This is a genomic window from Streptomyces sp. NPDC059917, assembly GCF_042730635.1.
Lineage (GTDB): Bacteria > Actinomycetota > Actinomycetes > Streptomycetales > Streptomycetaceae > Streptomyces.
Window position 1 is genome coordinate 1 of record NZ_JBHWLC010000006.1, and the last position, 26,959, is coordinate 26,959.

A 26,959-nucleotide genomic window follows, 5' to 3' on the forward strand; every position below is an offset into this window, starting at 1 on the left:
GCTCACCGGGCCGCCGCGCGCTCCTGCTCCGTGCCTCCCGGGTCCCTCAACCCGGGAGCCGTACCACCGGGTCCCTCGTCAGCCCCGGTCGTAGGTGTGGAAGCCGCGGCCGCTCTTGCGGCCCAGCAGACCGGCCTGGACCATGCGCCGGAGCAGCGGTGGCGGGGCGTGGAGCGGCTCCTTGAACTCGGCGTAGAGGGACTCCGCGATGGCCTCGACGGTGTCCAGGCCGATGAGGTCGGCGAGCTTCAGGGGTCCCATGGGGTGGGCGCAGCCCAGCTCCATGCCCGCGTCGACGTCCTCGGCGCTGGCGAAGCCCGATTCGGCCATCCGAATGGCCGAGAGCAGGTAGGGGACGAGGAGCGCGTTGACCACGAAACCGGCCCGGTCCTGCGAGCGGACCACCGTCTTGCCGAGCGCGTCGCGCGCGAACTCCTCCACCGTCCGCACGGTCTCGCGGGTGGTGTGCAGCGAGGAGACGATCTCCACGAGGGGCAGGACGGGCACCGGGTTGAAGAAGTGCAGGCCCACGACGCGGTCGGCGCGGCCGGTGGCCATGGCCAGTCGCATGACGGGAAGGGCGGAGGTGTTGGTGGCCAAGATGGCTTCCGGGTCCTCGACGATCTTGTCGAGGGCGGCGAAGGTCTCGGTCTTCACGGCCGCGTCCTCCACCACCGCCTCGATCACGAGCTGCCGGTCGGCGAGGTCGTCCGGGCTGCCGGAGAAGACGAGCCGGGCCAGGGCGTCCTCAGCACTGAGCCGGTCCAGTTTGCCACGCTGGACGGCGCGTTCGAGGGAGACGGCCACGCGTTCACGGGCGGCCAGGGCGGCTGCGGCGTCCGTCTCGCACACCACGGTGTCCAGGCCCGCGCGGGCGCAGACCTCGGCGATGCCCGCGCCCATCTGGCCGCCGCCGACGACGCCGACCCTGCGGATCGCGGCGCCCGCGCCGGTGGGGGTGGCGGTGGCGGTGGTGGCGGTGCCGGTGGTGCTCATGCGCGGGCCTCCGGGCGGCGGACGAGGTGGCGGGCGTAGGCGTCGGGGGTGAAGAAGGCCGGCAGGTCCCGCTGCAGCGCCGTCCGCTCCAGGACGGCGCGCGCCTCGGTGACCAGGGCGTCCGGATCCTCCCGCGCGAGCGCGGCGCACTGCGCGTCGAGGACCTCCCGCACGCCCGCGCGGTCGGCCGTGCCGTGGCGCAGCCACTGCCAGAGCTGGACCCGCGCGATCTCCGCGGTCGCCGCGTCCTCCATCAGCCCGCCCAGGGCGACGGCGCCGCTGCCGCGCAGCCACGCGTCGAAGTACCGCAGGGCGACGGCGACATTGGCCCGGATGCCTTCGGCCGTGGGCGGGCCCGCGACCCGCCGGACCGACAAGAGGTCGGCCGCGGTGACCCGGACGTCCTCGCGCGTACGGTCGAGCTGGTGCGGCCGGTCGGCGAGCACGCCGTCGAAGACCGTGCGGCAGACGGGCACCAGGGCGGGGTGGGCGACCCAGGAGCCGTCGAACCCGTCCTCGGCCTCGCGCTCCTTGTCGAGCCGGACCTTGGCGAGCGCCGCCTCGTTCGCGGCCGCGTCCTTCCCGGGGACGTGGGCGGACATGCCGCCGACGGCGTGGGCGCCGCGCCGGTGGCAGGTGCGGACGAGGAGTTCGGCGTAGGCCCGCATGAAGGGTGCGGTCATGGTGACCGCGGCCCGGTCGGGCAGTTGGAAGTCGGTGCGGTGGCCGAAGGTCTTGATGATGCTGAAGAGGTAGTCCCAGCGGCCCGCGTTGAGCCCGGAGCTGTGCTCGCGCAGTTCGTAGAGGATCTCCTCCATCTCGAACGCCGCGGTGACCGTCTCGATGAGCACGGTGGCGCGGACCGTGCCGCGGGGGATCCCGAGCAGTTCCTGGGCCAGCACGAACACGTCGTTCCACAGCCGCGCCTCGCCCCGGTTCTCCAGCTTGGGGAGGTAGAAGTACGGGCCGTGCCCGGCGTCGATCTGCCGCTGGGCGCAGTGGAAGAAGTACAGGCCGAAGTCGACCAGGGAGGCCGGGACGGACCGGCCGTCGATCGCCAGGTGCTCCTCGGTGAGGTGCCAGCCGCGGGGGCGCACCACGATGGTCGCCAGGTCCGTGCCGAGGCGGTACTCCTTGCCCTCCGGGGTGGTGAAGTCGATGCGGCGTTCGATGGCGTCGAGCAGGTTCAGCTGCCCGCCGATGACGTTGTCCCAGGTGGGCGAGGTGGCGTCCTCGAAGTCGGCCATCCACACCTGGGCGCCGGAGTTGAGGGCGTGCACCGTCATGCGCCGCTCGGGCGGGCCGGTGATCTCCACCCGCCGGTCGATCAGACCGGGCGCGGGGGGCGCGACCCGCCAGTCGGGGTCGGCGCGGACGGCCGCGCCGGCGCGGGAGAAGTCCAGGGGCGTGCCGGCGGCCAGGTTGGCCGAGCGGCGCTCGCGCTCCTTGAAGAGCCTGGGCCGCCGCTCCGCGAAGGCCTCGTCGAGCCGGGCGAGGAAGTCGAGCGCCTCGGGCGTCAGGATCTCGTCGTGGCGCTCGCCCGGAGCCGCGAGGACCTCGACGCGGCGCGTGATCGCGTGGACGGACATACGGGTCTCCTCTAGGGGGGAAGGGGAGCGGAGGAAGAGGTGAAGGGGAGGTCCCGGGGCTCCGGTACGGGGCCCCGGGGGCGGTGCGGTGCGGGTCCTAGTGGAACTGCTCTTCCTCGGTGGAGCCCGCGAGCGCGGTGGTCGAGGAGGCCGGGTTGACGGCGGTGGAGACCAGGTCGAAGTAGCCCGTGCCGACCTCGCGCTGGTGCTTGACGGCGGTGAAGCCCTGCGCCTGGGCGGCGAACTCGCGCTCCTGGAGGTCGACGTACGCGGTCATGCCGTGCTCGGCGTAGCCGCGGGCGAGGTCGAACATGCCGTGGTTGAGGGAGTGGAAGCCGGCCAGGGTGATGAACTGGAAGCGGTAGCCCATCGCGCCCAGTTCCCGCTGGAACTTCGCGATCTGGTCGTCGTCCAGCGCCGCCTTCCAGTTGAAGGACGGCGAGCAGTTGTAGGCCAGCATCTGGTCCGGGTACCGCGCGTGGATCGCCTCGGCGAACTCGCGGGCCTGCGCCAGGTCCGGGGTGCCCGTCTCCACCCAGATCAGGTCCGCGTACGGGGCGTAGGCGAGGCCGCGGGCGATGACCGGGGCCATGCCGCCCCGGACGCGGTAGAAGCCCTCGGCGGTGCGCTCGCCCGTGCAGAACTCGGCGTCGCGCTCGTCGACGTCGCTGGTCAGCAGGGTGGCCGCGAGGGCGTCGGTACGGGCGATGATCAGGGTCGGGGTGTCCGCGATGTCGGCGGCCAGGCGGGCCGCGTTCAGGGTGCGGACGTGCTGGGCGGTGGGGACGAGCACCTTGCCGCCGAGGTGGCCGCACTTCTTCTCGGAGGCCAGCTGGTCCTCGTAGTGGATGCCCGCCGCGCCCGCCGCGATCATGGCCTTGGTCAGCTCGAAGGCGTTGAGGGGGCCACCGAAACCGGCTTCCGCGTCCGCCACGATCGGGGCCAGCCAGTCGGTGGTGTCCGCGCCGCCCTCGGCGGTGGCGATCTGGTCGGCGCGCAGCAGGGCGTTGTTGATCCGACGGACCACCTGGGGCACCGAGTTGACCGGGTACAGGCTCTGGTCGGGGTAGGTGTGGCCGGCCTGGTTGGCATCGGCCGCGACCTGCCAGCCGGACAGGTAGATCGCCTGGAGTCCGGCCCGGACCTGCTGGACGGCCTGGCCGCCGGTGAGGGCGCCCAGGGCGTGGATGTAGTCCTGCTCGTGCAGCTGGCGCCACAGCCGCTCGGCGCCGCGCCGGGCCAGGGTGTGCTCCTCGCGGACGCTGCCGGAGAGTCGGACGACGTCCTCGGCGGAGTGGGTCCGCTCGATGCCCGCCCAGCGGGGGTCGTCGGCCCACCGCCGCGCCAGTTCCCGGGCCGCCGCCGTCGTCGTTCCCGCCTGAGCCCGAGCCTGATCCTGAGCCTGCTGCGCGGCCATGGCCGTCTCCCCTTGAGTTCACGTCAAAAAGTGGACATGTGAAAGGTGCGAATGAGACATCGACGCGTCACCGGGTGACACTCGGTGCACCCTGCACACCGTGCGGCGCGGTCCGCCTTCCCCGCCCATCGGGCGCATCGGCGGGCTTTCCTGGCCGCAGTCCGACTCTGACAGTGGCACCGAGTGCCATCAACCGTGGCCGCATGCCAGGTTCTGCGCATCTTCTCCGCCGCGATTGCCAAGGTTGCGAAGGGTGCGCGGTCCGCGGCGGCGCCTACACTCACCTTCCTACTCACTGGTAGGTGCGACGGGGGGCACGATGGGCAAGACCTACGCGGGGGCGCGGCTGCGGCGGCTGCGCGAGGAGCGGCGGCTCAGCCAGGCCGAGTTGGCGCGCCGACTGGAGATCTCCCCCAGCTACCTGAACCAGATGGAGCACGACTCCCGCCCGCTCACGGTGCCCGTGCTGCTCCGGCTCACGGAGGCCTTCGGCGTCGATCCGGGCTTCTTCGCGGAGCGGGACGGCGCGCGCACCCTCGCGGACCTGCGCGAGGCCCTGGCCGACGACATCACGGCCGCCCGGGTCTCGGCCTCCGAACTGGCCGAGCTGGTCCAGCGGTTGCCGGCCCTCGCCGGGGTCCTGCTCGACCTGGGGCGGCGCAACGTGGCCCTGACGGAGCGGCTCGCGGACGCCGCGGACGGCAGGGCCGGGGGGACCGTCGGCGGACCCCGGCCGCCGCACGAGGAGATCCGCGAGTTCTTCTACCGCCGCCAGAACTACCTCCACGACACCGATCTCGCGGCCGAGGCCCTGGCGAAGGCGATCGGCATCCGCCCCGGCGGCGTACTGCCCGCCCTCGCGGACCGGCTGGCCGAGCGGCACGGCGTACGCCTGGCCCCGGACGCCGACCGGCTGCACCGCTACGACCCCGCGCGGCGGACCCTGCACCTGTCGCCGCGCCTGCTCCCCGGGCAGCAGGCGTTCCGCATGGCCACCCAGCTCGCGCTCCTCGAACACGGGGCGGGTCTGTCCGCCCTCGCCTCGGAGGACTTCGAGGCGGGCTCGGCCGCTTGGTCGCTGGCCCGCATCGGCATCGCGAACTACTTCGCCGCGGCGCTGGTGCTCCCGTACCCGGCCTTCCACGCGGCGGCCGAGGAGGAGCGCTACGACATCGAGAAGCTCACCGTGCGCTTCGGCCTGGGTTACGAGACGGTCTGCCACCGCCTCAGCACCCTCCAGCGGCCGCGCCTGCGGGGCGTCCCGTTCTCCTTCGTCCGCGTCGACCGGGCCGGGAACATGTCCAAGCGGCAGTCCGCCACCGGCTTCCACTTCTCCCGGGCGGGCGGCACCTGCCCGCTGTGGAACGTCTACGAGGCCTTCGCCGCCCCCGGCCGCATCCACGTCCAGATCGCCGCCATGCCCGACGGCGCGCGCCACCTGTGGACCGCCCGGGCCGTCACCCGGCACCGCGGCGGTTGGGGCGAGCCCGGCAAGACCTTCGCGATCGGCCTCGGGTGCGAGATCCGGCACGCCTCCCGCCTGGTCTACTCCGACGGGCTCGACCTCGCCAACGCCTCGGCCGCCACGCCGATCGGCATGGGCTGCCGCCTCTGCGAACGCCTCGAATGCCCCCAGCGCGCCGCTCCCCCGCTCGGGCGAACGCTCGCGGTGGACGAGAACAGCAGCACCTTCGTGCCCTACCCGGTCGTCACCGAGGGCGATTGAGCGGGCCGGTCGCCCGCCCGGGCCGGTGGGCGTGGCGGGGGCGGCGGGGGTGGACTTACTAGGACGTCCAACTATATGTTCGTGGCACAAGGTCCGCGGTGCAGGGAAGCCGGTGTGAATCCGGCACGGTCCCGCCACTGTGACCGGGGAGTGTGCTGCCCTCCACACGCCACTGACGCTGTCACGTCGGCGAGGCGGACGGCACGCGGTGATCCGGGAGTCAGGTTACCGGCCGCGGAACGTTCCGTGTTGTCCACGAGGATGGAGCAGACACGCATGGCACCGGTCCGTACCCACGACCCTGGTGATCCGGCGGAGCGAGCGGCGACCCCCGCGCTCTAGCTCTCGGGCCGCCCCCGGCAGCCCTGTCCCACGGCACCCCACGCGACGGACCCGAACCGGGTCCGGTCGCCGGTGCGCCGTGCCGTCCCCGGATCCTCACCTGACGAGAGCAGGCTCCCATGGTCCGCGAACTCACCCATTTCATCGGCGGAAAGCACACCACCGGCACGTCCGGCCTCTTCGCCGACGTCCACGACCCCAACACCGGCGCCGTCCAGGCCCGGGTCCCGCTCGCCGGACGCGCCGACACCGAGGCCGCCATCGCCGACGCCGAGGCGGCGCAGCGCGAGTGGGGCGAGTGGAACCCGCAGCGCCGCGCCCGTGTACTGCTGCGCTTCCTGCAACTGATCGCGGGCGAAAGGGAGTCACTGGCCCGACTGCTGTCGGCCGAACACGGCAAGACCGTCGCCGACGCCCACGGCGACATCCAACGCGGCCTGGAGGTGGTCGAGTTCGCCGCGGGCATCCCCCACCTCCTCAAGGGCGAGTTCACCGACAACGCCGGGAGCGGCATCGACGTGCACTCCCTGCGCTCACCGCTCGGCGTCGTCGCGGGCATCACCCCCTTCAACTTCCCCGCGATGATCCCGCTGTGGAAGGCCGCCCCCGCGCTCGCCTGCGGCAACGCCTTCGTCCTCAAGCCCTCGGAGCGGGACCCCTCCGTACCCCTGCGCCTCGCCGAGCTGTTCCTCGAAGCGGGGCTGCCGCCCGGCGTGTTCAACGTGGTCAACGGCGGCAAGGAGGCGGTCGACACGCTGCTGACGGACCCCCGGGTGCAGGCGCTGGGCTTCGTCGGCTCCACGCCGATCGCCGCGCACATCTACGCCACCGCCGCCGCCCACGGCAAGCGCGCCCAGTGCTTCGGCGGCGCCAAGAACCACATGATCGTGATGCCGGACGCCGATCTCGACCAGGCCGTCGACGCCCTCATCGGGGCGGGCTACGGCTCGGCCGGTGAGCGCTGCATGGCGATCGCCGTCGCCGTCCCCGTCGGCGAGGAGACCGCCGACGCGCTGGTCGCCCGCCTGGGGGAGCGCATCGCCACCCTGCGGATCGGCCGCTCCGACGACGCCGACGCCGACTTCGGCCCGCTGGTCAGCCGGGACGCGCTGGACCGGGTCCGGCGCTACGTCGACATCGGGGTCAACGAGGGCGCCGAACTCGTCGTCGACGGGCGCGGGTTCACCCTGCCCGGGCACGAGAACGGCTTCTTCGCCGGGGCCTCCCTCTTCGACCGCGTCACCCCGCGGATGCGGATCTACCGCGAGGAGATCTTCGGCCCGGTGCTGTGCGTCGCCCGTGCGGCGGACTACGAGGAGGCACTGCGGCTGCCCACCGAGCACCCGTACGGCAACGGCGTCGCGATCTTCACCCGCGACGGGGACACCGCCCGCGACTTCACCCGCCGCGTCGGCGCCGGCATGGTCGGCGTCAACGTGCCCATCCCGGTCCCCGTCGCCTACCACACCTTCGGCGGCTGGAAGCGGTCCGGCTTCGGCGACCTGGGCCAGCACGGCCCCGACTCGATCCGCTTCTACACCCGTACCAAGACCGTCACCTCGCGCTGGCCCTCCGGGGCCAAGGAGGGCGCGAGCTTCACCATCCCGACGATGGGCTGAGCCGGTGACCACCACACTGACCCCCGATCAGCTCGCCCTCGCCGAGGTCACGCTCGACTTCGCGCAGGAGCAGCTCGGTCCGTACGCCGTCGGCTGGGACCAGGACAAGCACTTCCCGGTGGACGTGCTCCGCAAGGCGGCCGACCTCGGACTCGGCGGCGTCTACGTCCGCGAGGAGCACGGCGGTTCGGGCCTGAGCCGCGCCGACGGCGTCCTCGTCTTCGAGGCCCTCGCCACCGGGTGCCCCTCCATCGCCGGATACCTGTCCATCCACAACATGGTCGCCTGGATGATCGACCGCTACGGCGACCGCGTCCAGCGCGACCGGTGGCTCCCCGCCCTGTGCTCGGCCCGCTCGCTCGGCAGCTACTGCCTGACCGAACCGGGCGCCGGGTCGGACGCCGCCGCGCTGCGCACCCGGGCCGAACGGGTGGGCGACGACTACGTCCTGAGCGGGGTCAAGCAGTTCATCTCGGGTGCGGGCGCCGCCGAGGTGTACGTCGTCATGGCGCGCACCGGCGGTGAGGGTCCGGGCGGGATCTCCGCCTTCGTGGTCGAACGCGACGACCCCGGCGTCTCCTTCGGCCCCAACGAGCGCAAGATGGGCTGGAACGCCCAGCCCACCCGGCAGGTGGTCCTCGACGCCGTCCGCGTGCCCGCCGACCGACGGCTCGGCGCCGAGGGCGACGGTTTCCGCATCGCCATGAACGGCCTGAACGGCGGCCGTCTGGGCATCGCCGCCTGCTCGTTGGGCGGTGCGCAGAGCGCACTGGACCGCAGCCTGGCGTACCTGGCCGACCGGGAGGCCTTCGGGGCCCGGCTGTTGGACGCGCAGGCGCTGCAGTTCCGGCTCGCCGACATGGCCACCGAGCTGGCCGCGGCGCGCGCGCTGGTCCGCCAGGCGGCCGCCTCGCTGGACCAGGGTGATCCGTTGGCCCCCCAACTGTGCGCGATGGCCAAGCGGTTCGCCACCGACACCGGCTACTCCGTCGTGGACCGGGCCCTGCAACTGCACGGCGGGTACGGCTACCTCAGCGAGTACGGGATCGAGAAGATCCTCCGCGACCTGCGGGTGCACCAGATCCTGGAAGGAACGAACGAGGTCATGCGCATCATCGTCGCCCGCGGACTCACGGAGGCCCTGCGATGAGCCCCACCGCCGCCGAAGGCGCCGATCACGTCCTCCTGCACACCGAGGGGCGGGCCGGGTACGTGACCTTGAACCGTCCCCGGGCCCTGAACGCGCTCACCCACGCCATGGCCCTGCGCATCGACGCGGCGCTGACCGCGTGGGAGCACGATCCGGCCGTCGCGGCCGTCGTGCTGCGCGGCGCCGGCGAGCGCGGCCTGTGCGCGGGCGGCGACATCCGCTCCATCCACGAGGACGCCCGCAGCGGCTCCACCGCCTCGGCGGACTTCTGGCGCGACGAGTACCGGCTCAACGCCCGGATCGCCCGCTACCCCAAGCCGTACGTCGCCCTGATGGACGGCATCGTGATGGGCGGCGGCGTCGGGATCTCCGCCCACGGCAGCGTCCGCATCGTCACCGAACGCTCCCGCGTGGCCATGCCCGAGACCGGCATCGGCTTCGTCCCCGACGTCGGCGGCACCTACCTCCTGACGCTGGCGCCCGGCGAGCTGGGCACCCACCTCGCCCTCACCGGCACGCCGGTCGACGCGGCCGACGCGCTGCTGTGCGGGCTCGCCGACCACTTCGTCCCCGCGGCGCTGCTGCCGCAGCTGGCCACGGACCTCGCCCACACCGACGTGCACGAGGTGCTGGAGCGGTACGTCGTGCCCGCGCCCGGCGGAGTGCTCCGCGCCCGGCGGGAGTGGATCGACCACTGCTACGCGGCGGACACCGTGGAGGAGATCCTGGACCGGCTGCGCGCCAGCGGCGCACCGGAGGCGAAGGAAGCGGCCGACCTGCTCCTGACGAAGTCGCCCACGGCGTTGAAGGTGACCCTGGCCGCGCTGCGCCGCGCCCGGACGCTGGGCCCGCTGGAACGGGTCCTGGAACAGGAGTACCGGGTCTCCTGCGCGGCCCTGAGCAGCCCCGATCTGGTGGAGGGCATCCGCGCGCAGGTGATCGACAAGGACCGCGCGCCGCGCTGGAGCCCTGCCTCGCTCGCCGAGGTCGGTGCCGCCGACGTGGCCCGGTTCTTCGCCCCGCTCGGCGAGCGCGAACTGCGCCTCGCCGTGACCGACTCCCCTCAGGAGGTGCCGTGGTGAGCACGACCGTCGCATTCATCGGGCTCGGGCACATGGGCGGCCCGATGGCCGCCCAGCTGGTCGGGGCGGGACACCGGGTCATCGGATTCGACCTGGTGCCCGAGTCCCTGGCCGCCGCGGCGGCGGCGGGGGTGGAGGCCGCGCCCTCGGCGGTCCGGGCCGCGGCCGAGGCGGACGTCGTCATCACGATGCTCCCCGCGGGCCGCCACGTCCTCTCCCTCTACCGGGAGGAGGGCCTCCTCGCGGCGGCCCGGCCCGGCACCCTGTTCGTCGACTGCTCCACGATCGACGTCGCCGACGCCCGGGCCGCGCACGCGGCGGCCGTCGCGGCCGGTCACCGCGCGCTGGACGCACCGGTCTCCGGCGGGGTGACGGGCGCGCGGGCCGCGACCCTCACCTTCATGGCGGGCGGCGGCGACGAGGAGTTCGCCCGCGCCGAGCCGCTGCTGGCCGTCATGGGCAAGAAGACCGTGCACTGCGGCGCGCCGGGCGCCGGGCAGGCGGCGAAGATCTGCAACAACATGATCCTCGGCATCTCCATGATCGCCGTCAGCGAGGCGTTCGTCCTGGCCGAGCGGCTCGGCCTGGATCACCAGGCGCTGTACGACGTCGCCTCCACGGCGTCGGGTCAGTGCTGGGCGCTGACCGTCAACTGCCCCGTGCCCGGGCCCGTACCGGGCAGCCCCGCCAACCGGGACTACCGGCCCGGCTTCGCGGCTCCTCTGATGGCCAAGGACCTGGGACTGGCGGCGAACGCCCTGCGGGCCGGGAACGTGGACGCGCCCCTGGGCCTCAAGGCCGCCGAGCTGTACGCCGACTTCGCCGCGGGCGAGGGGCGCGAGCTGGACTTCTCGGCGATCGTACGGACGCTGCGTCCCGGGGCCGAAGCCGCGCTCGAAGCCGACACCCGCACCCGGACCCGCACCCACACCGAACAGAACGGAACGACCGCCCCGTGACGCAGACGTACGAGACCATCCTGGTCCAGCGCAAGGGCCGGGTCGCCCTGGTCACCCTGAACCGCCCCCGGGCCCTGAACGCCCTGAACCTCCAGGTCATGACCGAGGTGGTCGCGGCCACCGAGGCCCTGGACCGGGATCCGGAGGTCGGCTGCATCGTCCTGACGGGCTCGGCGAAGGCCTTCGCCGCCGGGGCGGACATCAAGGAGATGCGGCCGCGGAGCTACATGGACATGTACCTCTCCGACTGGTTCACGGCCTGGGACCGGCTCGGCCAGCTCCGCACCCCCACCGTCGCCGCCGTGTCCGGCTACGCCCTGGGCGGCGGCTGCGAACTCGCCATGCTCTGCGACGTCCTGCTCGCCGCCGACACCGCCGTCTTCGGCCAGCCGGAGATCAAGCTGGGCGTCATCCCGGGCATCGGCGGCTCCCAACGGCTCACCCGTGCCGTCGGCAAGGCCAAGGCCATGGAGCTGTGTCTGACCGGGCGCACGATGGACGCCGACGAGGCGGAGCGGGCCGGGCTGGTCTCCCGCGTCGTCCCCGCCGACGCGCTGCTCGCCGAGGCCCACGCGGTGGCGGAGACGATCGCGGGCATGTCCAAGCCCGTGGCGATGATGGCGAAGGAGGCCGTGAACCGCGCCTTCGAGACCACCCTCACCGAGGGCGTCCGCTTCGAACGCCGCCTCTTCCACGCGGTGTTCGCCACCGCCGACCAGAAGGAGGGCATGACGGCGTTCGTGGACAAGCGCCCGCCGGAGTTCGTCCACGGCTGACCGGTCCGGGACCGCCGACGCACGGACGGCGGTCCCGCTGTCGGCAAGATCACAGGGCGCGCGGCGGCTTCGGCGGGAGGGATCGGGCGCGGACGTCCACAATGGGCCCGGAAAGAGGGGGGATCCCCCGTGTCCACATAGGGGAGTTGACCGTGCCCACCACGAAACCGAGCCGTCGCGTCCTGGCCGTCGCGGCGCTCGCGTCCGCCGCGGCCGTTCTGACCGGCTGCAGCAGCGAGCCGCCGGCGCTGAAGTTCGAGTCAGCGAAGCCCTCCGGTGCGAAGCTGGAGGCGCGTCCCGCCGCCGGGGGTTCGCTGCCGCTGGCGCAGTGGCCCAACGCGTGCGAGGTCCTCGGCGACGAGGAGATCCGCGCGATCCTGCCGCAGGCCGAGGACTTCCGGCGGACGCCGATCAAGGTGACCGTCATCAACTTCAACCCGCTCGCCAAGTCCGATCCGGGTACCACGGGCGACGTACCGGCCGGGGGTTGCAAGACCGAGTTCGGGCTGCCGGCCAAGTACGAGGGCAAGCACAACAGCAGCGTCCGCATCGTCTTCAAGACCGTCGCCGATCCCGCACTCGTGGCGAGCGCCTACGCCGAGGACCGCGACAACGAGGCGAAGCGCGCCGGGACGGACCCCAAGAAGTTCCGTGACCTGGGGAACTCGCTCGGTACGGCGGGCTGTTACACCCGGGGCACGTCCGCCACGATGATCTGCCACCAGGGCCCGTACCAGTTCGAAGTGAGCGGTTCCTCGACCGCCGACGGCGTCGGGAAGTACCCCGAGACCGAGGAGAACTGGCGCGAGAAGGTCCTGACCCAGGTGGTGCGCACCTTGGGCGCCCGCATGGCGTGACACCGGCGGCCCGGCCCGCGGGACCGGCGCCCTACGGCCTCTCGCCGGGCACGGAGAGGTAGGCCTCGCGGAGCCGGTCCAGTACGGGGTGCTCGGCCAGCAGTGCGGTGTCGTCGATGGCGGCGATCGCCCGGACGCCGATGCTGGTGTTCGTCGCGAAGGCGGCCGCCATGCCCTTCGCCTCCTCGAGGGTCACGGGGGCGACCCGGTGTGCGGCGCGCTGCTGGAGCAGCGCCCTGGTGACCCCGGGCAGCACCGGAGCCTGCGGCCACACGACGCCGCCGTCGGCGTCGACGAATCCGACGTTCCAGGTGGGGCCCTCGCTGACGCGTCCGTCGCGTCCGACGAACAGGGCGTCGTCGAAACCGGCGAGCTGGGCGCCGCGCCGGGTGTGCAGGGCCCCGAAGAGGCCGACGTGCTTCACCTCGGGCAGCTCCCGCTCGTACGGCACGCTCCGTGCGCGCAGCGGAGCCGGCGCGCGCAATGCGCCGGCTCCGCGCACGGTGACCAGGACCTGCGGCTCCCCCGGCGCCGCGAGGTGCCCCATGTCGACCGCGGGGTCGTAGACGGTCACGCGGACGACGCAGGGCTGCGACCGCCCGTGCAGCGCCTCCCGGACGAACGCGCGCACGCGCCCGGTGTCCAGGTCGGCGCCCCACACGACCGCGCAGTCCTTCGCGAGCCGCGCCATGTGCAGCTCCAGCCCGCGCACGGCGCCCTCGTCGACGCGCATGGACGTGAAGTGCCCGACGTCGACCAGGGCCAGGGGCAGCAGGTCGTCGATGGAAACGGGCTTCCCGTTGAGTGTCGCCATACCTCACAGGATGTCAGGACATCCCTTGCCGACGATCAACGGGCGGTGGGTGGCGTCAGCGGTTCTGGAGGGATTTGACGTTGTCGCCGAAGCTCCAGCCCTTCGAGCCGTCCCAGTTGATCGACCAGGTCATGAGCCCCTTGAGCGAACCGCCGAAGGCGTTCCACGACTGGCCGACCAGGCTCGGCGCCATGTAGCCGCCGCCGGCGCCGGGCTGGGCGGGCAGGCCGGGCACCTGCTTGTCGTAGGGCACCTTGATGGTGGTGCCCTGGATGGTCAGGCCGTTGTTGAGGCAGGTGGTCTGCGCGGTGAAGCCCTGGACGGTGCCCGCCTGGTAGGAGTCGGCGGAGCAGCCGTACATGCTGCCGTTGTAGTACTGCATGTTCAGCCACCACAGGCGGCCGTTGTCGACGTACTTCTTGATGATCGGCAGGTACGAGCCCCAGATCGAGCCGTAGGTGACGCTGCCGCCGGTGACGTAGGCGGTCTCGGGGGCCATGGTGAGGCCGAAGCCGGCCGGCATCTGCGCGAGGACGCCGTCGATGATGCGGATCAGGTTGGACTGGGAGGCGGACAGCGTGTTGATGTTGCCGCTCCCGGACAGGCCGGTCTCGATGTCGATGTCTATGCCGTCGAAGTTGTACTTCTTCAGGATCGGGACGACGGTCGCCACGAACTTGTCGGCGACGGCGGCGGAGCTCAGGTCGATGCCGGCGGCGGCGCCGCCGATCGACATCAGGAGCGTCGCCCCGGCCGCCTTGGCCTGGCACATCTCGGCGGGGGTGGAGACCTTGACGCCCGCGTCCATGCCGTCCTGCCACAGCACGGTGCCGTCCGAGAGGATCACCGGGAAGGCGGCGTTGATGACGTTGTAGCCGTGCGCGGCGATCCGGCTGTCCGTGATGGGTACCCATCCCATGCCGGGGTGGACCCCGTTGGAGGCGCCGTCCCAGTTCTCCCAGTAGCCCTGCAGGACCTTGCCCGACGGCTTGGGCTTGGTGGGACAGGTGTCGCCCGGCGGCGTGGTCGGCGGGGCCGTGGTGGGGGGCGCGGTGCTCGGCGGCGGCGTGGTCGGCGGGGCGGTCGTGGGGGGCGCGGTGGTCGGCGGGACCGTGGTGGGCGCGGTGGCGGTCGGGGTGGGGTTGGTGCCGCCGGGACCGGCGAGGGCCACGTCGTCCGCGTAGTAGGCGGGCTGCCCGTACCAACCGTGCAGGTAGACGGTCACCGAGGTGGTGTTGGCGCCGGTGGCGAAGGTGACGCTGAGCTGGCCGTAGGACGGGCTGCTGGGCGTCCAGGTGGACGTGGTGCCGGTGATTCCGGTGCCGGTGGCGCCCAGGTAGACGTAGCTGCCCTGGACGAAGGCGCTCAGCGTGTACTGGGAGTTGGGCTGCACGCTGACGGTCTGGGTGCACTGGGCGTTGTCCGAGCCGGCGGGGGTCGCCTTGAGCGCGGAGGCACCGGAGTGGACCGGGCTCCCGACCGCCGCGCCGGAGCCGCCGGAACAGGTCCAGTCGGACAACCCGCTCTCGAAACCGGAGTTGGCGACGAGGTTGGGGGTGGCGGCCCCGGCCGAGACGGATCCGGCCGCGGCCAGCCCGGCGGCGACGACGGCGATCGCGCTGAGCCCGGCGAGGGTCCTCCTGGAGGCGGTGGTGCGGTGGCGGCCGGGGTCCGTCCGGTGGTGGGGGTCGGCGGACGGGCCTGCGGTGCGCGGCTTGCGACGGAACACGCGGTGCTCCCTTCCCGCCGGGCGACGTGGTCATGGACCGGCGCGTGGGGGCGTGACGCCCGGCTCTGGGTGACGTGGACATGTGGGGCTGTGCCGACCGGATCGTAAGAGGGCTGGAATCGACCGTCAATAGGTCTGGACCAATCCCCCTCGGATCCGCTTCGCCCGCACAGCGGTCCGTACCACCCACCGCGGCCGAGCCGGACCCCGCCGGGGCCCGAGCCCGGCCCGCCTACCGCTCGCTCGACCCGGGCACCCTCGTCCTCGACGACCTGCCGGACGCCTCCGGCGTGCTGCTCGTCCCCGATGCCGACCGGCCGCGCCTGCTGCGGCAGCTGCTGGACCGCACCGCCGTGGTCGGCCCGGCCCGGCCGTGGACGCGCGCGTCCGCCTCGTACGCACGGGCCGTCCGCGCGCGCTCGCTCTCCCCCGACATCCGCGACACCGAGGACCATCTGCCCGAGCTGGTGCTGAGCGCCGACGCGGACGCCTTCGCGGACCTGCGCGCCCGGGCCCTCGCACCGCTGCGGACCTTGTCCGCCGCGACCGCGCGGCGGCTGGAGGAGACGTTGCGGGCGTGGCTGCTGTACCAGGGCAGGCGGGACGAGGTGGCGGCGGCGCTGTTCGTCCACCCCCAGACGGTCCGCTACCGGATGTCACAGCTGCGGGAGCTGTTCCCCGACCTCGGGTCGCCGCACCGGGTCCTCGAACTGACGCTGGCGGTCGGAGTCCGGGCGGCCTGACCCCCTCATCGACACCGTCGCCGTCACCGTCACCGAGCCGGGATCGCCTGGGTGAGGTTCACCGCGTTGCCGTCGGGATCCTGGATGTGGGCGACGCGCTGGCCCCACGGCATGTCGTTGGGCCCGCCGTGGAGCGAGCCGCCCAGCGCCGTCACCCGGCCGAGCATCGCGTCGACGTCGTCGACGGCGATGCTGAGCAGGATCCGCGGCGCCGCCCCCGTCCCCGGGTCCGCCTTGGCCACCAGCCCGAGGTCGGTGTCGCCGATGCGCAGGCCGAGGTAGAAGGCCGGACCTTCCGCCGGCACCCGGAAGACCTCCTCGGCGCCGAACAGCTTCGTATAGAAGCCGACCAGAACCTCCTGGTGGGCGGTGATGATCACGGGCTGGATGGTGGACATGGCACTCCTGTCGAGAACGGCCGTATAGCCGGGTAGACCGTTCTCGGCGCCTGAACTCATCGGCCGACCACCGACGCACTCCCCCACCGCCCGCAGGCACGGTGGCGGGCCCGACGCTCCCCGGCCTCGGCGAGCACCGCGGTTCTGCCCTCCTCTCCGGCGTCGAACGCCGCCGGGGAGAAGCGGTCGGCGGCTCTGACGTGCCGTTCCCACTCGTCCTGCCAGAACTCCACGGTCCAGCCCGGCCACACATCCGGTACTCGGTACGCCCGCGGCACGGAGGAGAGGGACCACCAGCCCAGACGGCGGCGTTCCGGATCGAGGTGGATACCGGCGTTGACGTGCAGGCGGCAGCTTCCGTGCCCGGGGGCGTCTGCCAGGCGGTCGAGCAGGGCGGCGCCCTCGCGGACGGGGTGGTCGAAGGCGTCGGAGGCGACGTGACAGCGGCCGGCGCCGACCGTGATCACCACACCGCCCGGGTCGGGCCCGGCCAACTCCTCGTCATCGGGGGCGAGGAACGGTGCCGCGCAAGGGCCCGCGTCGCGGGAGCGGACGCATTCCGGGTCCAGCCCGACGTACTCGCGCAGTTCGGCCTGGCCATCGAAGAGCCAGCGGACCGTCCAGCCCGGCCACGCGGCGCGGATCAACTCGAACACGGCCGCGCGGTGGCGGAGCTCGGTGCTGGGCCCCTCCCAGGCGAAGAACAGGAGCACCTGACGACCGAGGTCGAGCAGTATCCCGCCCTGGGCCACCGTGTCGTCCAACCACCAGCCGTCCTGGCGAAGATCGGGAAGCATGGCGAGAACCGCCGTCGGCCCGTCCAGCAGATCCAGGTCGATCCCGACCGCCCAGCCGCTCCGGTACAGCTCGTGTGCGCCGTTCTCCCGGACCACGACGACGTTGGCTCTGTCTCCCATCGGGTCAGGATGGCCGGGCGGAAGGCCGTCGGCCATCCGTTTTCGGCGGCTCGAGATGGCCCTGGACCGGTCTCCGAACCCGGTGCGCATGGCCGTACGGCAGTACCTCCACGACATGCCCGTTCTGGAGCTCGGAGCGTTCACACCGTACGGGCCGGTCGGCATCGTCCGGGAAGCCGTCTACTTCGGCCGTATCTACGATGAGCTCGAGGAGTACCTGGACAGCGCCCCCGGTGCGCGGCGCTCTCGCGGTGGCGGAAGCCGCGAGCGGGGAAGGGCGCTGGGTCAGGATCCACACGCTTCTGCACGGTGATCGCGACGCGCCCATCCCGCTACGGGAAGCGGACGAGTAGGCGGCCCCGACACCGGCGGGGCCCGGTCCGGGTCCCGGCGGGCGCGCCTGCCGGGGCCTGGGCCGGGGCCGGGCCGGGCGGGCGGCCGTGGCTCGGTGCGGGAGGTCGGTGTCTCGTGCCTGTCGGGGCCGGGTCCGCGGGTGCCGGGTGTGACCAGGATTGCTACTTGGCATCAGGCAACGTTCCTGACCTGTACTGATGCCAAGTAGCGTCAGCAGTCGGAGGGACAGAATCAGAAAGTTAGTTGGCACTTTGGTACACCGCAGGTCACGAGGCGTGTCACCGCAACGAGTGTCGCATCCGACTGTAGATTCTCGGCGGTACGAGAACAGGCACGCGGGTGCCGGGGTGGCGGCCCTGTTCGACGCATGCATCTACATAGTCGGCGGAGTACGACGTCTGCAACCGCGTAGCCGTGACGGGCGGCAAAGGCGGTTCCCGGCGTGCTGCCGCTCAGACCCGCTCCCCTCATACTCAAGCATCCCGCTCCCAAACCTAAGGGCTGTCCCGCAAATGATCTACGAGTCGCCTCGGGCATGGTTGGCCGCAGTGTGACCCGCTGATCTATCCGGCGAGGGCAAGGTTGTGCATCCGTGCGATGCCGAGCATGGCGTGGTGGACGCCGTCGCCTTTGAGGCGGCAGTCGCGGAGGATGTTCCAGGTCTTCATGCGGGCGAAGGCGTGCTCAACGCGAGCCCGGACCTGCTTGTGGGACTTGTTGTGTTCCTCCTTCCAATCCGTGAGTTCACTCTGGCCGCGCTTGCGGCGGTGCGGGATGACCAGGCCGGTGCCCGGGTAGCCGCCGTCGGCGATTGTGGTCGTTCCGCTGACGGCGGCTTTGGCCCGGACTCCTCCCATGCCTTGGAGTCGTTGCGGTTCCCGGCGAGCGGCCGGCCGACCACGACGACCAGGCGGGTGTCGGCATCGATGACGACCTGGTGGTTGGTGGAGTACCGGTAGTTCTTCGACCGCTCGGCGACGGTGTGGTCCCGGGCGAGACCAAGGTGCCGTCCACGACGAGCACGGTGTCCTTCGTGAACCGCTTGCGGGGCTGGAGCGCGAGCATCGGCCCAAGGTTGTCGATGATCTGGTCCGCTGCCGACTTCGAGATCCCGAACAGCGGGGCGAGCTGCCGCATTGTCAGGTTGGTTCGCCAGTACGCGGTGATCAGCAGGGTACGGTCTTCCAGCGGAAGGCTCCACGGCCGGGCCTTGCGGGCCGTGTCCGCACCTGCGCGACGCAGCACTGTTACCAGCTTCCCGAAGGCGCGCGGGCTCAGCCCAGAGAACGGGGCTATCCAGGACGGCTCCGACGCCGTGATCGCACCAGTCACATCGAGATCATCTCGCCCATGCGAGCACTTCTGCTCAGGCCCGTGGTCGAGAATCCTGCCATGAGCGTAGGTGACCGCCACGAGGCATCCACACGTACATTCCTTGCATGCGCAGCCGAAGTGACTCGCCTGCTGGACCTTGAGGCTGCGGCCGACGTGCCTGAAGACCGACGTGCGCGGCACCTGGCCGGAGCTGCACGAAGGCCACTGTTGGAACGCGCCACCCTGTCTGAGGAGTTCTTCGATCCGCTGATGGCTGCTGCTGTCTACGACCCGGACCCGAGCTTCTGCCGCTGGTTCGTCGAGCCTGCGCTCTACGCATTCGGGCGCCGCAGGGTCATGACAGCGTTGCTCGGCTATCTCCGCACGGGCACGACCGCAGAGATAGCCGGTGCCCGGCGAGCCTGGTACTGCGCACATCTGTCACTACGCGTTGACCGGTCACCGGCCTACGCGCCCAGCGGAAGGCGCGATCCGGCCCTGGATGAAGTGGACGACGTGGTGGACCAGTGGCGGGAGTTGTCAAGCGCCCAGCAGTGGGATCGCAATGCCTCAGGGAGCCACAACCAAGCCTGAGACCCGCGTGGCCAGAGGCCCGTGGCGCAACTCCTCGGGGTTACGGGACAACCCTTAACTGCTCGCCTTTACCGTCGATCACTCACACGTGTGACTTTGACTTTCATATGGCCGGGACCCAGGGCGGGGGTGCCAGCCGTGCCGTCGCCAAGACGGTACGGATCAGACATCGTCTCCTGAATCGTGGCCCCTCTGCGGCGGCGCTCAACAGAAGCTGCGCCGTTTCAAGCGTGTCCTCATCGGCTGCGTCGTCCTATACGCCTGGCAACACCCATATGAGGGACGGTTGGAGAGAGGAGCATCCGACTCCAAGTTGATCGTCGTATCGTGATCGCGCTCTTACATTTCGGCCCGATGTGCATGGGGGTAAGCGGCGTGGACAACGTGTACCAGAGCAGGGCTTGGACAGACTCGGAGTCCCTGGATTCCGTGGGCATCCCGTGGTCCGATGCCTGCAGGCTGGAGGATCTGGCACGTTTGGACGACGGACACGCCCGCACTCACTTGGACCTTGGTGACCGCTGGCCGGCTAGGTGGACGACGAAGTGGAAGTACGGGCAGAAGGACTCCATGACCTGCCCTGTGCAGGAACTCAACACCGTGGATCTCTCCCGCACCCTCCCCGTACGACGCTTCACCTGGCGAACCGATCAGGAACACCGCCCGGGACTTGAGTACCTGACCACGACTAATCGACATCACGGATTCGAGAGCTTTGAAGAGGAGTGTCTCCTTGTAGTCGCTGACTTTGCGGCCGACCTGCTAGAAGCACTTTCCCAACCATTCCGGCTTCGCTTCTTCGCCGACGGCAACAAGGTCGACCACACGCCGGACTACCTCTTGCTGACACGCCAGGGGCCAGTCGTCGTGGACGTACGACCTGCTGGTCGCATCCGCCCCAGTGATCATCTGAAGTTCGCGGCGACGGCCGAGGTCGCGCTGTCGGCTGGCTGGCGCTTTATGGTCGTCACGGGGTGGCGCACGCACGTATGGGGCGCAGTGGACGCGATGTCCGCGGAGCGGCGTCCCCTGGACGAGATACTCGGAATTCAAAGCCAGCTGCGGCGCGCTGCCGCTCAAGGCCCTTTGCCGTACGGCGATCTTGTGGAGAGTTGTTCGATCCCCGCTGTGGCGAGGGCACATGCTTTGCACCTGCTGTGGCGGCGAGAGCTGGGCGTGGATCTGTCCGGCCCATACGGGGACGATCGTCTGATCCGGCTGACGCCGCAGAAGTTCTTTGAGGGTACGCGGTGACGACCGCGACGGCGACGACGTGGGATCTGTCGCCCGGAGTGGAACTGATTATTGACGGTGAGGAGTGGCGGGTCGAATCGTTCCTACCGCAGCTGGGCAGGGTGACGCTGATCGACGGCGAGGGTGCGCAGTGGAAGGTGGCGCTCAGTGAGCTGATCCACCGTCCAGACTGCCGTCCATCCACTCGGACCCGTACAGATCTGCCCGCCGCCAGCCGGGGACGGCAACCCAAAACGATGGAGGACCTCCAACCGGAGCAGCGCAGGAATGTCATGCGCCGACTGGACCATATCCGTGAGGTGGAGACGGGATTTCGCAGCGGGGATCCGTTGGCCGCGTTGCCCCACGAACCACTTCCACAGTATGACCCCGAGACGACCACACTCACTCAGCGCCGCGAAGCCAAGGTAGAAGAGCTCCGCGGGGCCGCCACCGAGGACCCCGACCTGGCAAGGGAGCGCTGTCTGCACCAAGTGAGCCTTCGCACGCTGGTGCGCTGGGACCAGGGCCGGCGAAAGTACGGGCCGGTCGGTCTCGCGGACGACCGGTGGCTGCGGGAGGCGTCGGGGCGCCGGATCTCGCCGGAGATCCGGGAGGCACTGTTCGCGGTGCGCCCCGAGACTCTGCGCCGATCAAAGCTGACGGCGAAGGACCACGAGTTCCTCATCCATCAGTACGTGCGGGAGACGTTCGGCAAGGACGTCAAGATTCCCTGCTACGACACCCTGAGGACGGTGTGGCGGGAGTGGTTTGGCTCCGGCGGAGGACGGCAGCGGTACGCACGTTCGGCTGCCAAGGCACAGCAGTTGACGACGGGGCGGCACGTGGTAGTGCACCGGCCAGGTCAGGTGGTGGCTCTGGATACCACTGTGCTCCCGGTGAAGGTGCTGGAAGAGGTGTTCGGCGACCCGGTCTCTGTTCACCTGACTGTCGCACTCGACGTCTACACCCACTCGATCGTCGCGTTCCGGCTCAGCCTGGTCTCCGATGCCTCGATCGACGTGGCGATGGTCCTACGGGACGTGATGATGCCGCTGCCTATGCGCCCGGACTGGGGCGAGGACATGGAATGGGCCTACCCAGGCGTACCTGGGACAGTGGTCGCCGACTTCGCCGGACACAAGGTCGCTGGGCTGCCATTCTTCGCCCCAGAGACGGTCACCACCGACCACGGCTCCGTCTACCGCAACCACCACCTGGTCGAAGTCCAGCGGGTCATCAAGGCGAACATTAAGCCGAGCCGGGTGCTCCGCCCCCAGGACAAACATGCTGTGGAGAGGGCCTTCGGCGCTATCCAATCATTGCTTTTCGCAAAACTGCTCGGCTACCAGGGCGTGGACACGGCTGACCGCGGAGAGAATCCGGAAGCGGACGCCTGCCTGACCGTGGCGGAGATGGAGCATCTCATCGCCACCTGGATCGTAAAGGTCTGGCAGAACCGCCGGTTCGACTCCTACGCCCCGAGCTGGGACCCAAGCGGCGATCACAGCCCCAACAGCCTCTTCGCCGCATCGATGCACCAAGGCGGCTTCGCACTGCGCATCCCGACCCCCGAGCTCTATTACCAGCTCCTGCCAACACACCGGGTCATGATCCATGGCAAGCGCGGCGTCAAGATCAAAAGTCTCTGGTACGACGGTCCGGCCCTGGATCCGTACCGCGGGGAACTGTCCCGACGCGGGGGCAAGGACAAGAACAAGTACGTCATCCACCGCGACCCACGCGATCCGTGCTTCGTGTTCTTCCAGGATGAGCGCACGCACGACTGGCACACCCTGCGCTGGGTGGGCCTCCCCGACAAGGGCGAAATGCCGGCCTTCAGCGACGCCCGGGTACGCGAAGCCATGCGCGAGCTGCGCAGGCGAGGCCGCGCCCCCAAGGCGGATACCGAACTACTGCCGGTGCTCTTGGAATTGATCGGGAGCCGCGTGCCGGTAGAACAGTGGCCGACGCAGCTATCCAAGAAGCAGCGCACGGAGCACGCCCGCGAAGTCACCCAGGCGGCCGCTGCGGCAGCCGACCGCCCCGCAGACGCCGCGGAGAAAAGGGGCGATGGGAAGCCCCCGGTAGCACCTGTCGTCGCCGTGCCGGCCGCGCGTGTCAGGTCCGCCGACAGCAAGGTCATTCCCCTGCACTGGAAAGAGCGCGCCCAACAGGGCGAGGACGCGGTATCCGGGGAACGCCGCCGCCGCAGAGAAGCCGCCGTCCCCGAACCGCCCGCCCCGCCCCCGGACCTTTCCTCACGGCTCCGCGCCACAAGCCTCATGGCCCTGCCCGACGACGACTTCGACGATGAAGAACCTGACACGACGGCTGCCGCGGCCGAGGAAGAGACCGTCCAGTGAGCCTTGAGAACAACACCCCGTCGTTTCTGCCAGGCCCACCGGTGGACCGCACCACCTGGGAGGGCTGGCAGCGCTGGTGCCAGACCCGCAAGGACTTCATCCCCGCCCCCGTGCTCTCTGCGGAGGAATTCGACCGCAAGTCGCGTCGACAGAAGCGCATCCACAACCTGTACCGGCTCGCCACTCACAGCAGCCTGCCGATCGAAGCCACCCCGATGAGCGAGCGGGTAGCCCACGCGGTGCTGGCCCGGGTCGAGGAGGGTGCCTTCAGCCACAAGGCGGGCACACGCGGCGGCATCATGGTCAATGGGGATGGCGCCCAGGGCAAGACGGAGACCGTTTGCGAGGCGATGGCGGTCTTCATGGAGGAGTGGCTGAACCTGCACAACTACATGAACCCGGACGCGATGGCCGGCACCCGCGACCTGGTCGCACCGGTCGCCTACGTGCGCTGCCCGGTCAAGGCCACCCCCATCTCCACCTGCCAGCGCATCCTCGACTTCTACGGCGAGGTGTACAAAGGCATGCGGCTCGAGGACCTGATCCGCACCGTCAAGACCGCAATCATCGAGCACGCCACGAAGGCGCTCGTGATCGATGACATCACGCGTCTCAAGCTCCACCGTGAGGCCGACCAAGACGTCCTCGACCTGATCCGCGAGATGATGAGCATGCCCGTCGCGCTCGTCCTCGTCGGCGTCGGTATCCCAGCCTCCGGTCTGCTGCGTGAAGGCAGGCGTGACCCGAGGACAGGCGAATGGATCTACCCGCCGATCAAAGACCGCAGCCGCAGCCCCAACGACCACGCCGCCAGCCAGCACGAACGACGCTTCCAAGTGGTCGACATGGACCCCTTTCGGTACAGCACTGCCGAGGAAATGGAAGCTTGGGTCACCCACCTGCGCGGACTGGAAGGCCACATGCGCCTCCTGACCGACACCAAGGGCATGCTCACCGGCGGCGACATGCCGGAGTACCTATTCCACCGCACCGGCGGCATCGTCGGCATCCTGGAGAAGCTCGTCCAGCGCGGCCTGCGTATCGCCATCGAAGACGGCAGCGAGCGGCTGACGAAAGAGCTCCTGGGCCACATCACCGTAACCCCTGGAGACATGCCCGACTTGGACGCCGAAGCCGGCGAGCAACCAAACATCCCGCCGCACAATCCTGCGCCAAAGAAGAAGCCCCGAGGGCGCAACACAGTGTTCGATGACGACGGCCCGCAGGCCGCAGGGTCGGCGGGGTGAACCGTCTGACACACCGGATGCTAGCCCGCAGTCTGGCCCCGCTGCCTGAAGAGTCGCTGCCCGGATTTCTACTCAGGCTCGCTTACCGCCTCAACCAGGCCCCCGCCCGCATCGGCTTCCTGTGCGGACTCAGCGGCATGCACCACCGACTGCCCGCCAAATACCTGCTCGCCCTGCCCCCTCTGCTCGCCGACGCACTCGCCCATGCCGCACGGCTCTCGGACTCCGAGGTCCGATCGCTGACGCTCACCGGGTCCGGGCTCGCCACCGCATACACGCCATTGACCACCACTCACCTAGACCGTGGCTCTAACCACGCCTCGGCGCACCGCCGTTGGGCCATCAACCCGTCCAGTCGATTCTGCCCCAGCTGCCTGGCCGGCGACGGCACTCCCGTACAAGTCTCGCTCGGCGGCGCCTGGAGGCTGCGCTGGCACCTCCCGGTCGTCTTTGCCTGCCTCCAGCACGCACGCCTGCTGTCCATCTCCTGTTCGCAGTGCGGCAATCCGCCGAACCGGCCGCCCGGAACCGAACGCGCTGGTCTACTCATACAGCGAGCCACAGTCGGCCTTCATCCCTCGCAGTGCCGTCAAACGGTGCTGGATACTCTGCCGTCTTCAGCTGGCACGAAGCACATCTGCGGAGCGCGCCTCGATCAGCCCTCCAAGAACTCCCCGCCGATGGCCTGCGGTGACCTCGACCACCTGCTCGAACTGCAACAACGCATCGACCAGCGCCTGCTACCCGATGCGTTAACGTCCGACACAGGAGGCACGGCCCCAGGGCACCACCTCTTCCCCGACCTCATCGCGACCGCGCAACTGATCAAGTTCAGCTGGCCCCGCGGAGCGGACTTGCTCCGCTCCGCGGCTTTGGCCTCGCACATCGACAAGCACGCTGCCACAATCACCCAACGGATCCAACAGTCGCTTGGCCCAGGTTCACACTCATTCAACCTGTGGTCCTCGCCTGAAGATCCCGCCGAGTGCGGAGCCCTCCTCCTGGCCGCAGACACGCTCCTCAGCCAACATTCCGGATCCGATGCCGAACTGAGGGACCGGATCCAGCCACTGGCCCGTGCTGCCTTCGCCGCCCTTCCCGCAAATACGGCTGCGGCCTTCCGGCGGATGGACTTCTCACCAGCCCTCGCCCGCGCCCTGGCCAGCAAGGTCAACGGCTTCTACCGGGCAGGCGGCCACCGGCAGCCCAAACTTCGGGCGCCGTCACGGATGTGCCACTTCACGGCCGCCCACGTTCCCGCCTTGCTGCCCTCGCCGTGGCTCGACATTCACTTCGCCAAGCTCCTGACTCACCTGGGACCCATCACCGACTGGAACAGACGCCACCTGCGCCGGGCAGCGTCACTCAAACTCGTCGAGATGGCTGCTGGGGGAACCTGGTCCGAATGCGCCGAAGCCCTCGGAACCCCTTGGAACACGGCGCAGCAGAGCCTAAAGATGCTCAAACGCATGCTGGCATCCGCTGCGTCCCGGGAAGCCTTTGAGTACGCCGTCGAGCAAGTCGCGCAATATCTGGACTCCGACCCTGTCCGCATCGACTACGCCCGGCGGCGCCGCGCCCTTGCAACCTGGCAGCTACCCGATCCCGACTGGGCCGAACTATGCGACGGGTTGCGCCAGTTCGCTGGAGGACGCACATCACCGAACCCTGATGCCGCCACCGCACTTGTCTGGGCTCAAGTGACGAATGGCGACTACCTCAACAGCCCCGCTATCAACACACTGCGCCAGCTCAGGCAGGACACCAAACACATCGTCGCCTCGGTGAACCAACTTCGCGCCTCCGCCGGCCGCAACGGCGGCAAAGCCCGACTGCTCCGCCGACTCGACTGCTATGCCGGCCGTCTCGGCCTCGCCTGCGATCGACTACAGCATCTCGCCGCCATTGCGCTCCTCGTCCCTCCAGCGCATAGCAGGGCCGGGCAGCATTCTGCTTGGCGCCTCACCCCCGACGAGTGAACAGAGCGGCGGCCTGTGACCGGGGAGAGTTCTCAACCGCCCCGATAGACGTCAGAGGGCAACAGTGGACATCGTCGGCAACCACCTCACCTGCTGCCTGTCCCCGGTGATCGACCACGATGTCGCCAAACCCTTTCTGTGAAGTGAGCCCAGCACGTGCGGGAATGAGGCCCCAGGAAGCGCGCAGCTTCGGGCCACTTGGTCGAGCTCCGCCTCCCCCTCCGTCGCGGTCGGCGGCGGCTCGTGAGCTGACAGGACGAGCAGGAGCAGTTCCTCCAGAGCAGTGCCGCCGTGCCGTCGCGCCGCAGTGGTCGTGCGCAAAGCCCAGTCAGCCGCACGCGCACGGTCGATGCGCCCCGGGCTCTGCATGAGCGCCACACTGTCCAGGACTTGTGCGTCCACGATGAAGGCACCGCTCACCGACTTCCCCGGACGCCAGGACAGCCACCCCTCAAATTCGAGCTCCCGGAATGGGCTGACCCTCCGATACATGCACAGGCTCCGTAGGAGACCTCCGGAAAGTCGGGCACTGCCTACTTTCGAAGCCCGCAATGCGCACTGGACGGCAAGCAGCCGGGCCTGCGCACCCACCGCAGGGTCGAGGCCCGAGGCCAGATAGTTGAGCAGGTACGCCACCCGGCGCCGCTGCGTGTGGCCGTGGCTATAGCCGGCCGGAACCGTCTCGGCCGTGCCAAGCATTCCCCGGCCCGCCGTTACGGTGGCAGGAATGACCGCAGCCTGCTCCGTCGCGCCCGCAC

18 protein-coding genes, 4 pseudogenes and 1 riboswitch are annotated in these 26,959 nt (G+C 70.3%); of the genes and pseudogenes, 13 read left to right on the forward strand and 9 right to left on the reverse strand.

What is annotated here, in order from left to right; genetic code table 11:
- Positions 1–78 precede the first annotated feature (78 nt).
- From ACFWAR_RS05240 to aceA, 3 genes are all read right to left on the reverse strand, one after another.
- The gene (locus ACFWAR_RS05240; protein WP_385773260.1) at positions 79–996 is read right to left on the reverse strand and encodes a 3-hydroxybutyryl-CoA dehydrogenase; all 918 of its coding nucleotides are present in this window, start codon (positions 994–996) and stop codon (positions 79–81) included.
- On the reverse strand, positions 993–2,585 hold the full coding sequence (gene aceB / locus ACFWAR_RS05245) for a malate synthase A (RefSeq protein WP_385773262.1): 1,593 nt from the start codon (positions 2,583–2,585) through the stop codon (positions 993–995). The genes ACFWAR_RS05240 and aceB overlap by 4 nt, the downstream gene beginning before the upstream one ends.
- A gap of 97 nt (positions 2,586–2,682) precedes the next feature.
- Complete coding sequence (gene aceA, locus ACFWAR_RS05250) at positions 2,683–4,002, reverse strand: isocitrate lyase (RefSeq protein ID WP_385773264.1); 1,320 nt, start codon at positions 4,000–4,002, stop codon at positions 2,683–2,685.
- A gap of 319 nt (positions 4,003–4,321) precedes the next feature.
- Between aceA and ACFWAR_RS05255 the strand changes: the two genes are divergently transcribed.
- From ACFWAR_RS05255 to ACFWAR_RS05285, 7 genes are all read left to right on the forward strand, one after another.
- Complete coding sequence (locus ACFWAR_RS05255; RefSeq protein ID WP_385773266.1) at positions 4,322–5,728, forward strand: short-chain fatty acyl-CoA regulator family protein; 1,407 nt, start codon at positions 4,322–4,324, stop codon at positions 5,726–5,728.
- A gap of 65 nt (positions 5,729–5,793) precedes the next feature.
- A riboswitch (cobalamin riboswitch) is annotated at positions 5,794–5,980 on the forward strand.
- 209 nt (positions 5,981–6,189) lie between these two features.
- Complete coding sequence (locus ACFWAR_RS05260; RefSeq protein WP_385773268.1) at positions 6,190–7,689, forward strand: CoA-acylating methylmalonate-semialdehyde dehydrogenase; 1,500 nt, start codon at positions 6,190–6,192, stop codon at positions 7,687–7,689.
- Between the two features lie 4 nt (positions 7,690–7,693).
- Entirely contained in the window at positions 7,694–8,839 is a 1,146-nt protein-coding gene (locus tag ACFWAR_RS05265) for an acyl-CoA dehydrogenase family protein (RefSeq protein ID WP_385773270.1), read from the forward strand.
- Positions 8,836–9,921, forward strand: a complete 1,086-nt coding sequence (locus ACFWAR_RS05270) for an enoyl-CoA hydratase/isomerase family protein (protein WP_385773272.1) — start codon at positions 8,836–8,838, stop codon at positions 9,919–9,921. The genes ACFWAR_RS05265 and ACFWAR_RS05270 overlap by 4 nt, the downstream gene beginning before the upstream one ends.
- Entirely contained in the window at positions 9,918–10,880 is a 963-nt protein-coding gene (mmsB, locus tag ACFWAR_RS05275; RefSeq protein ID WP_385773274.1) for a 3-hydroxyisobutyrate dehydrogenase, read from the forward strand. Before ACFWAR_RS05270 ends, mmsB begins: the two co-directional genes overlap by 4 nt.
- Positions 10,877–11,656 (forward strand): enoyl-CoA hydratase, encoded by a 780-nt coding sequence (locus ACFWAR_RS05280; protein WP_385773276.1) that lies wholly within the window; start codon positions 10,877–10,879, stop codon positions 11,654–11,656. Before mmsB ends, ACFWAR_RS05280 begins: the two co-directional genes overlap by 4 nt.
- A gap of 152 nt (positions 11,657–11,808) precedes the next feature.
- Positions 11,809–12,513, forward strand: a complete 705-nt coding sequence (locus ACFWAR_RS05285) for a hypothetical protein (RefSeq protein WP_385773278.1) — start codon at positions 11,809–11,811, stop codon at positions 12,511–12,513.
- Positions 12,514–12,544: 31 nt separating this feature from the next.
- On the opposite strand, the gene ACFWAR_RS05290 is transcribed toward ACFWAR_RS05285, so the two are convergent.
- The 3 genes and pseudogenes from ACFWAR_RS05290 to ACFWAR_RS05300 form a co-directional block, all read right to left on the reverse strand.
- The gene (locus ACFWAR_RS05290) at positions 12,545–13,327 is read right to left on the reverse strand and encodes an aminotransferase class IV family protein (RefSeq protein WP_385773280.1); all 783 of its coding nucleotides are present in this window, start codon (positions 13,325–13,327) and stop codon (positions 12,545–12,547) included.
- A gap of 55 nt (positions 13,328–13,382) precedes the next feature.
- Positions 13,383–14,342: pseudogene (locus ACFWAR_RS05295) on the reverse strand (chitinase); the annotation flags it as partial.
- 198 nt (positions 14,343–14,540) lie between these two features.
- Positions 14,541–15,056, reverse strand: a pseudogene (locus ACFWAR_RS05300) (carbohydrate binding domain-containing protein); the annotation flags it as partial.
- 215 nt (positions 15,057–15,271) lie between these two features.
- Between ACFWAR_RS05300 and ACFWAR_RS05305 the strand changes: the two are divergent.
- Positions 15,272–15,799: pseudogene (locus tag ACFWAR_RS05305) on the forward strand (helix-turn-helix domain-containing protein); the annotation flags it as partial.
- Positions 15,800–15,828: 29 nt separating this feature from the next.
- Here the strand turns inward: ACFWAR_RS05305 and ACFWAR_RS05310 are convergent.
- The 3 genes and pseudogenes from ACFWAR_RS05310 to ACFWAR_RS05320 form a co-directional block, all read right to left on the reverse strand.
- Positions 15,829–16,197: a VOC family protein gene (locus ACFWAR_RS05310; RefSeq protein ID WP_385773282.1), complete on the reverse strand. Its 369-nt coding sequence runs from the start codon at positions 16,195–16,197 to the stop codon at positions 15,829–15,831.
- A 56-nt stretch (positions 16,198–16,253) separates the two neighbouring features.
- Positions 16,254–17,114 (reverse strand): hypothetical protein, encoded by an 861-nt coding sequence (locus ACFWAR_RS05315; RefSeq protein WP_385773284.1) that lies wholly within the window; start codon positions 17,112–17,114, stop codon positions 16,254–16,256.
- Between the two features lie 917 nt (positions 17,115–18,031).
- A pseudogene (locus tag ACFWAR_RS05320) lies at positions 18,032–18,800 on the reverse strand (transposase).
- A 60-nt stretch (positions 18,801–18,860) separates the two neighbouring features.
- Between ACFWAR_RS05320 and ACFWAR_RS05325 the strand changes: the two are divergent.
- The 5 genes from ACFWAR_RS05325 (at position 18,861) to ACFWAR_RS05345 (ending at position 26,201) form a co-directional block, all read left to right on the forward strand.
- A complete protein-coding gene (locus ACFWAR_RS05325; protein ID WP_385773285.1) occupies positions 18,861–19,376 on the forward strand; it encodes a hypothetical protein in 516 nt (171 codons plus the stop codon).
- A 327-nt stretch (positions 19,377–19,703) separates the two neighbouring features.
- Positions 19,704–20,630: a TnsA-like heteromeric transposase endonuclease subunit gene (locus tag ACFWAR_RS05330; RefSeq protein WP_385773287.1), complete on the forward strand. Its 927-nt coding sequence runs from the start codon at positions 19,704–19,706 to the stop codon at positions 20,628–20,630.
- The gene (locus tag ACFWAR_RS05335) at positions 20,627–22,975 is read left to right on the forward strand and encodes a transposase (RefSeq protein ID WP_385773289.1); all 2,349 of its coding nucleotides are present in this window, start codon (positions 20,627–20,629) and stop codon (positions 22,973–22,975) included. Before ACFWAR_RS05330 ends, ACFWAR_RS05335 begins: the two co-directional genes overlap by 4 nt.
- Positions 22,972–24,222: an AAA family ATPase gene (locus tag ACFWAR_RS05340; RefSeq protein ID WP_385773291.1), complete on the forward strand. Its 1,251-nt coding sequence runs from the start codon at positions 22,972–22,974 to the stop codon at positions 24,220–24,222. The genes ACFWAR_RS05335 and ACFWAR_RS05340 overlap by 4 nt, the downstream gene beginning before the upstream one ends.
- On the forward strand, positions 24,219–26,201 hold the full coding sequence (locus tag ACFWAR_RS05345) for a TniQ family protein (RefSeq protein ID WP_385773293.1): 1,983 nt from the start codon (positions 24,219–24,221) through the stop codon (positions 26,199–26,201). Before ACFWAR_RS05340 ends, ACFWAR_RS05345 begins: the two co-directional genes overlap by 4 nt.
- The last annotated feature ends 758 nt before the right edge of the window (positions 26,202–26,959 follow it).

What these genes read in the sequence shown, in the direction of transcription:
- ACFWAR_RS05310 (WP_385773282.1), bottom strand. Translation starts at nt 16,197, where the DNA reads ATGTCCACCATCCAGCCCGTGATCATCACCGCCCACCAGGAGGTTCTG.
- ACFWAR_RS05260 (WP_385773268.1), top strand. Translation starts at nt 6,190, where the DNA reads ATGGTCCGCGAACTCACCCATTTCATCGGCGGAAAGCACACCACCGGC.
- ACFWAR_RS05290 (WP_385773280.1), bottom strand. Translation starts at nt 13,327, where the DNA reads ATGGCGACACTCAACGGGAAGCCCGTTTCCATCGACGACCTGCTGCCC.
- ACFWAR_RS05255 (WP_385773266.1), top strand. Translation starts at nt 4,322, where the DNA reads ATGGGCAAGACCTACGCGGGGGCGCGGCTGCGGCGGCTGCGCGAGGAG.
- ACFWAR_RS05325 (WP_385773285.1), top strand. Translation starts at nt 18,861, where the DNA reads ATGAGCGTAGGTGACCGCCACGAGGCATCCACACGTACATTCCTTGCA.
- aceA (WP_385773264.1), bottom strand. Translation starts at nt 4,002, where the DNA reads ATGGCCGCGCAGCAGGCTCAGGATCAGGCTCGGGCTCAGGCGGGAACG.
- ACFWAR_RS05240 (WP_385773260.1), bottom strand. Translation starts at nt 996, where the DNA reads ATGAGCACCACCGGCACCGCCACCACCGCCACCGCCACCCCCACCGGC.
- ACFWAR_RS05270 (WP_385773272.1), top strand. Translation starts at nt 8,836, where the DNA reads ATGAGCCCCACCGCCGCCGAAGGCGCCGATCACGTCCTCCTGCACACC.
- ACFWAR_RS05315 (WP_385773284.1), bottom strand. Translation starts at nt 17,114, where the DNA reads ATGGGAGACAGAGCCAACGTCGTCGTGGTCCGGGAGAACGGCGCACAC.
- aceB (WP_385773262.1), bottom strand. Translation starts at nt 2,585, where the DNA reads ATGTCCGTCCACGCGATCACGCGCCGCGTCGAGGTCCTCGCGGCTCCG.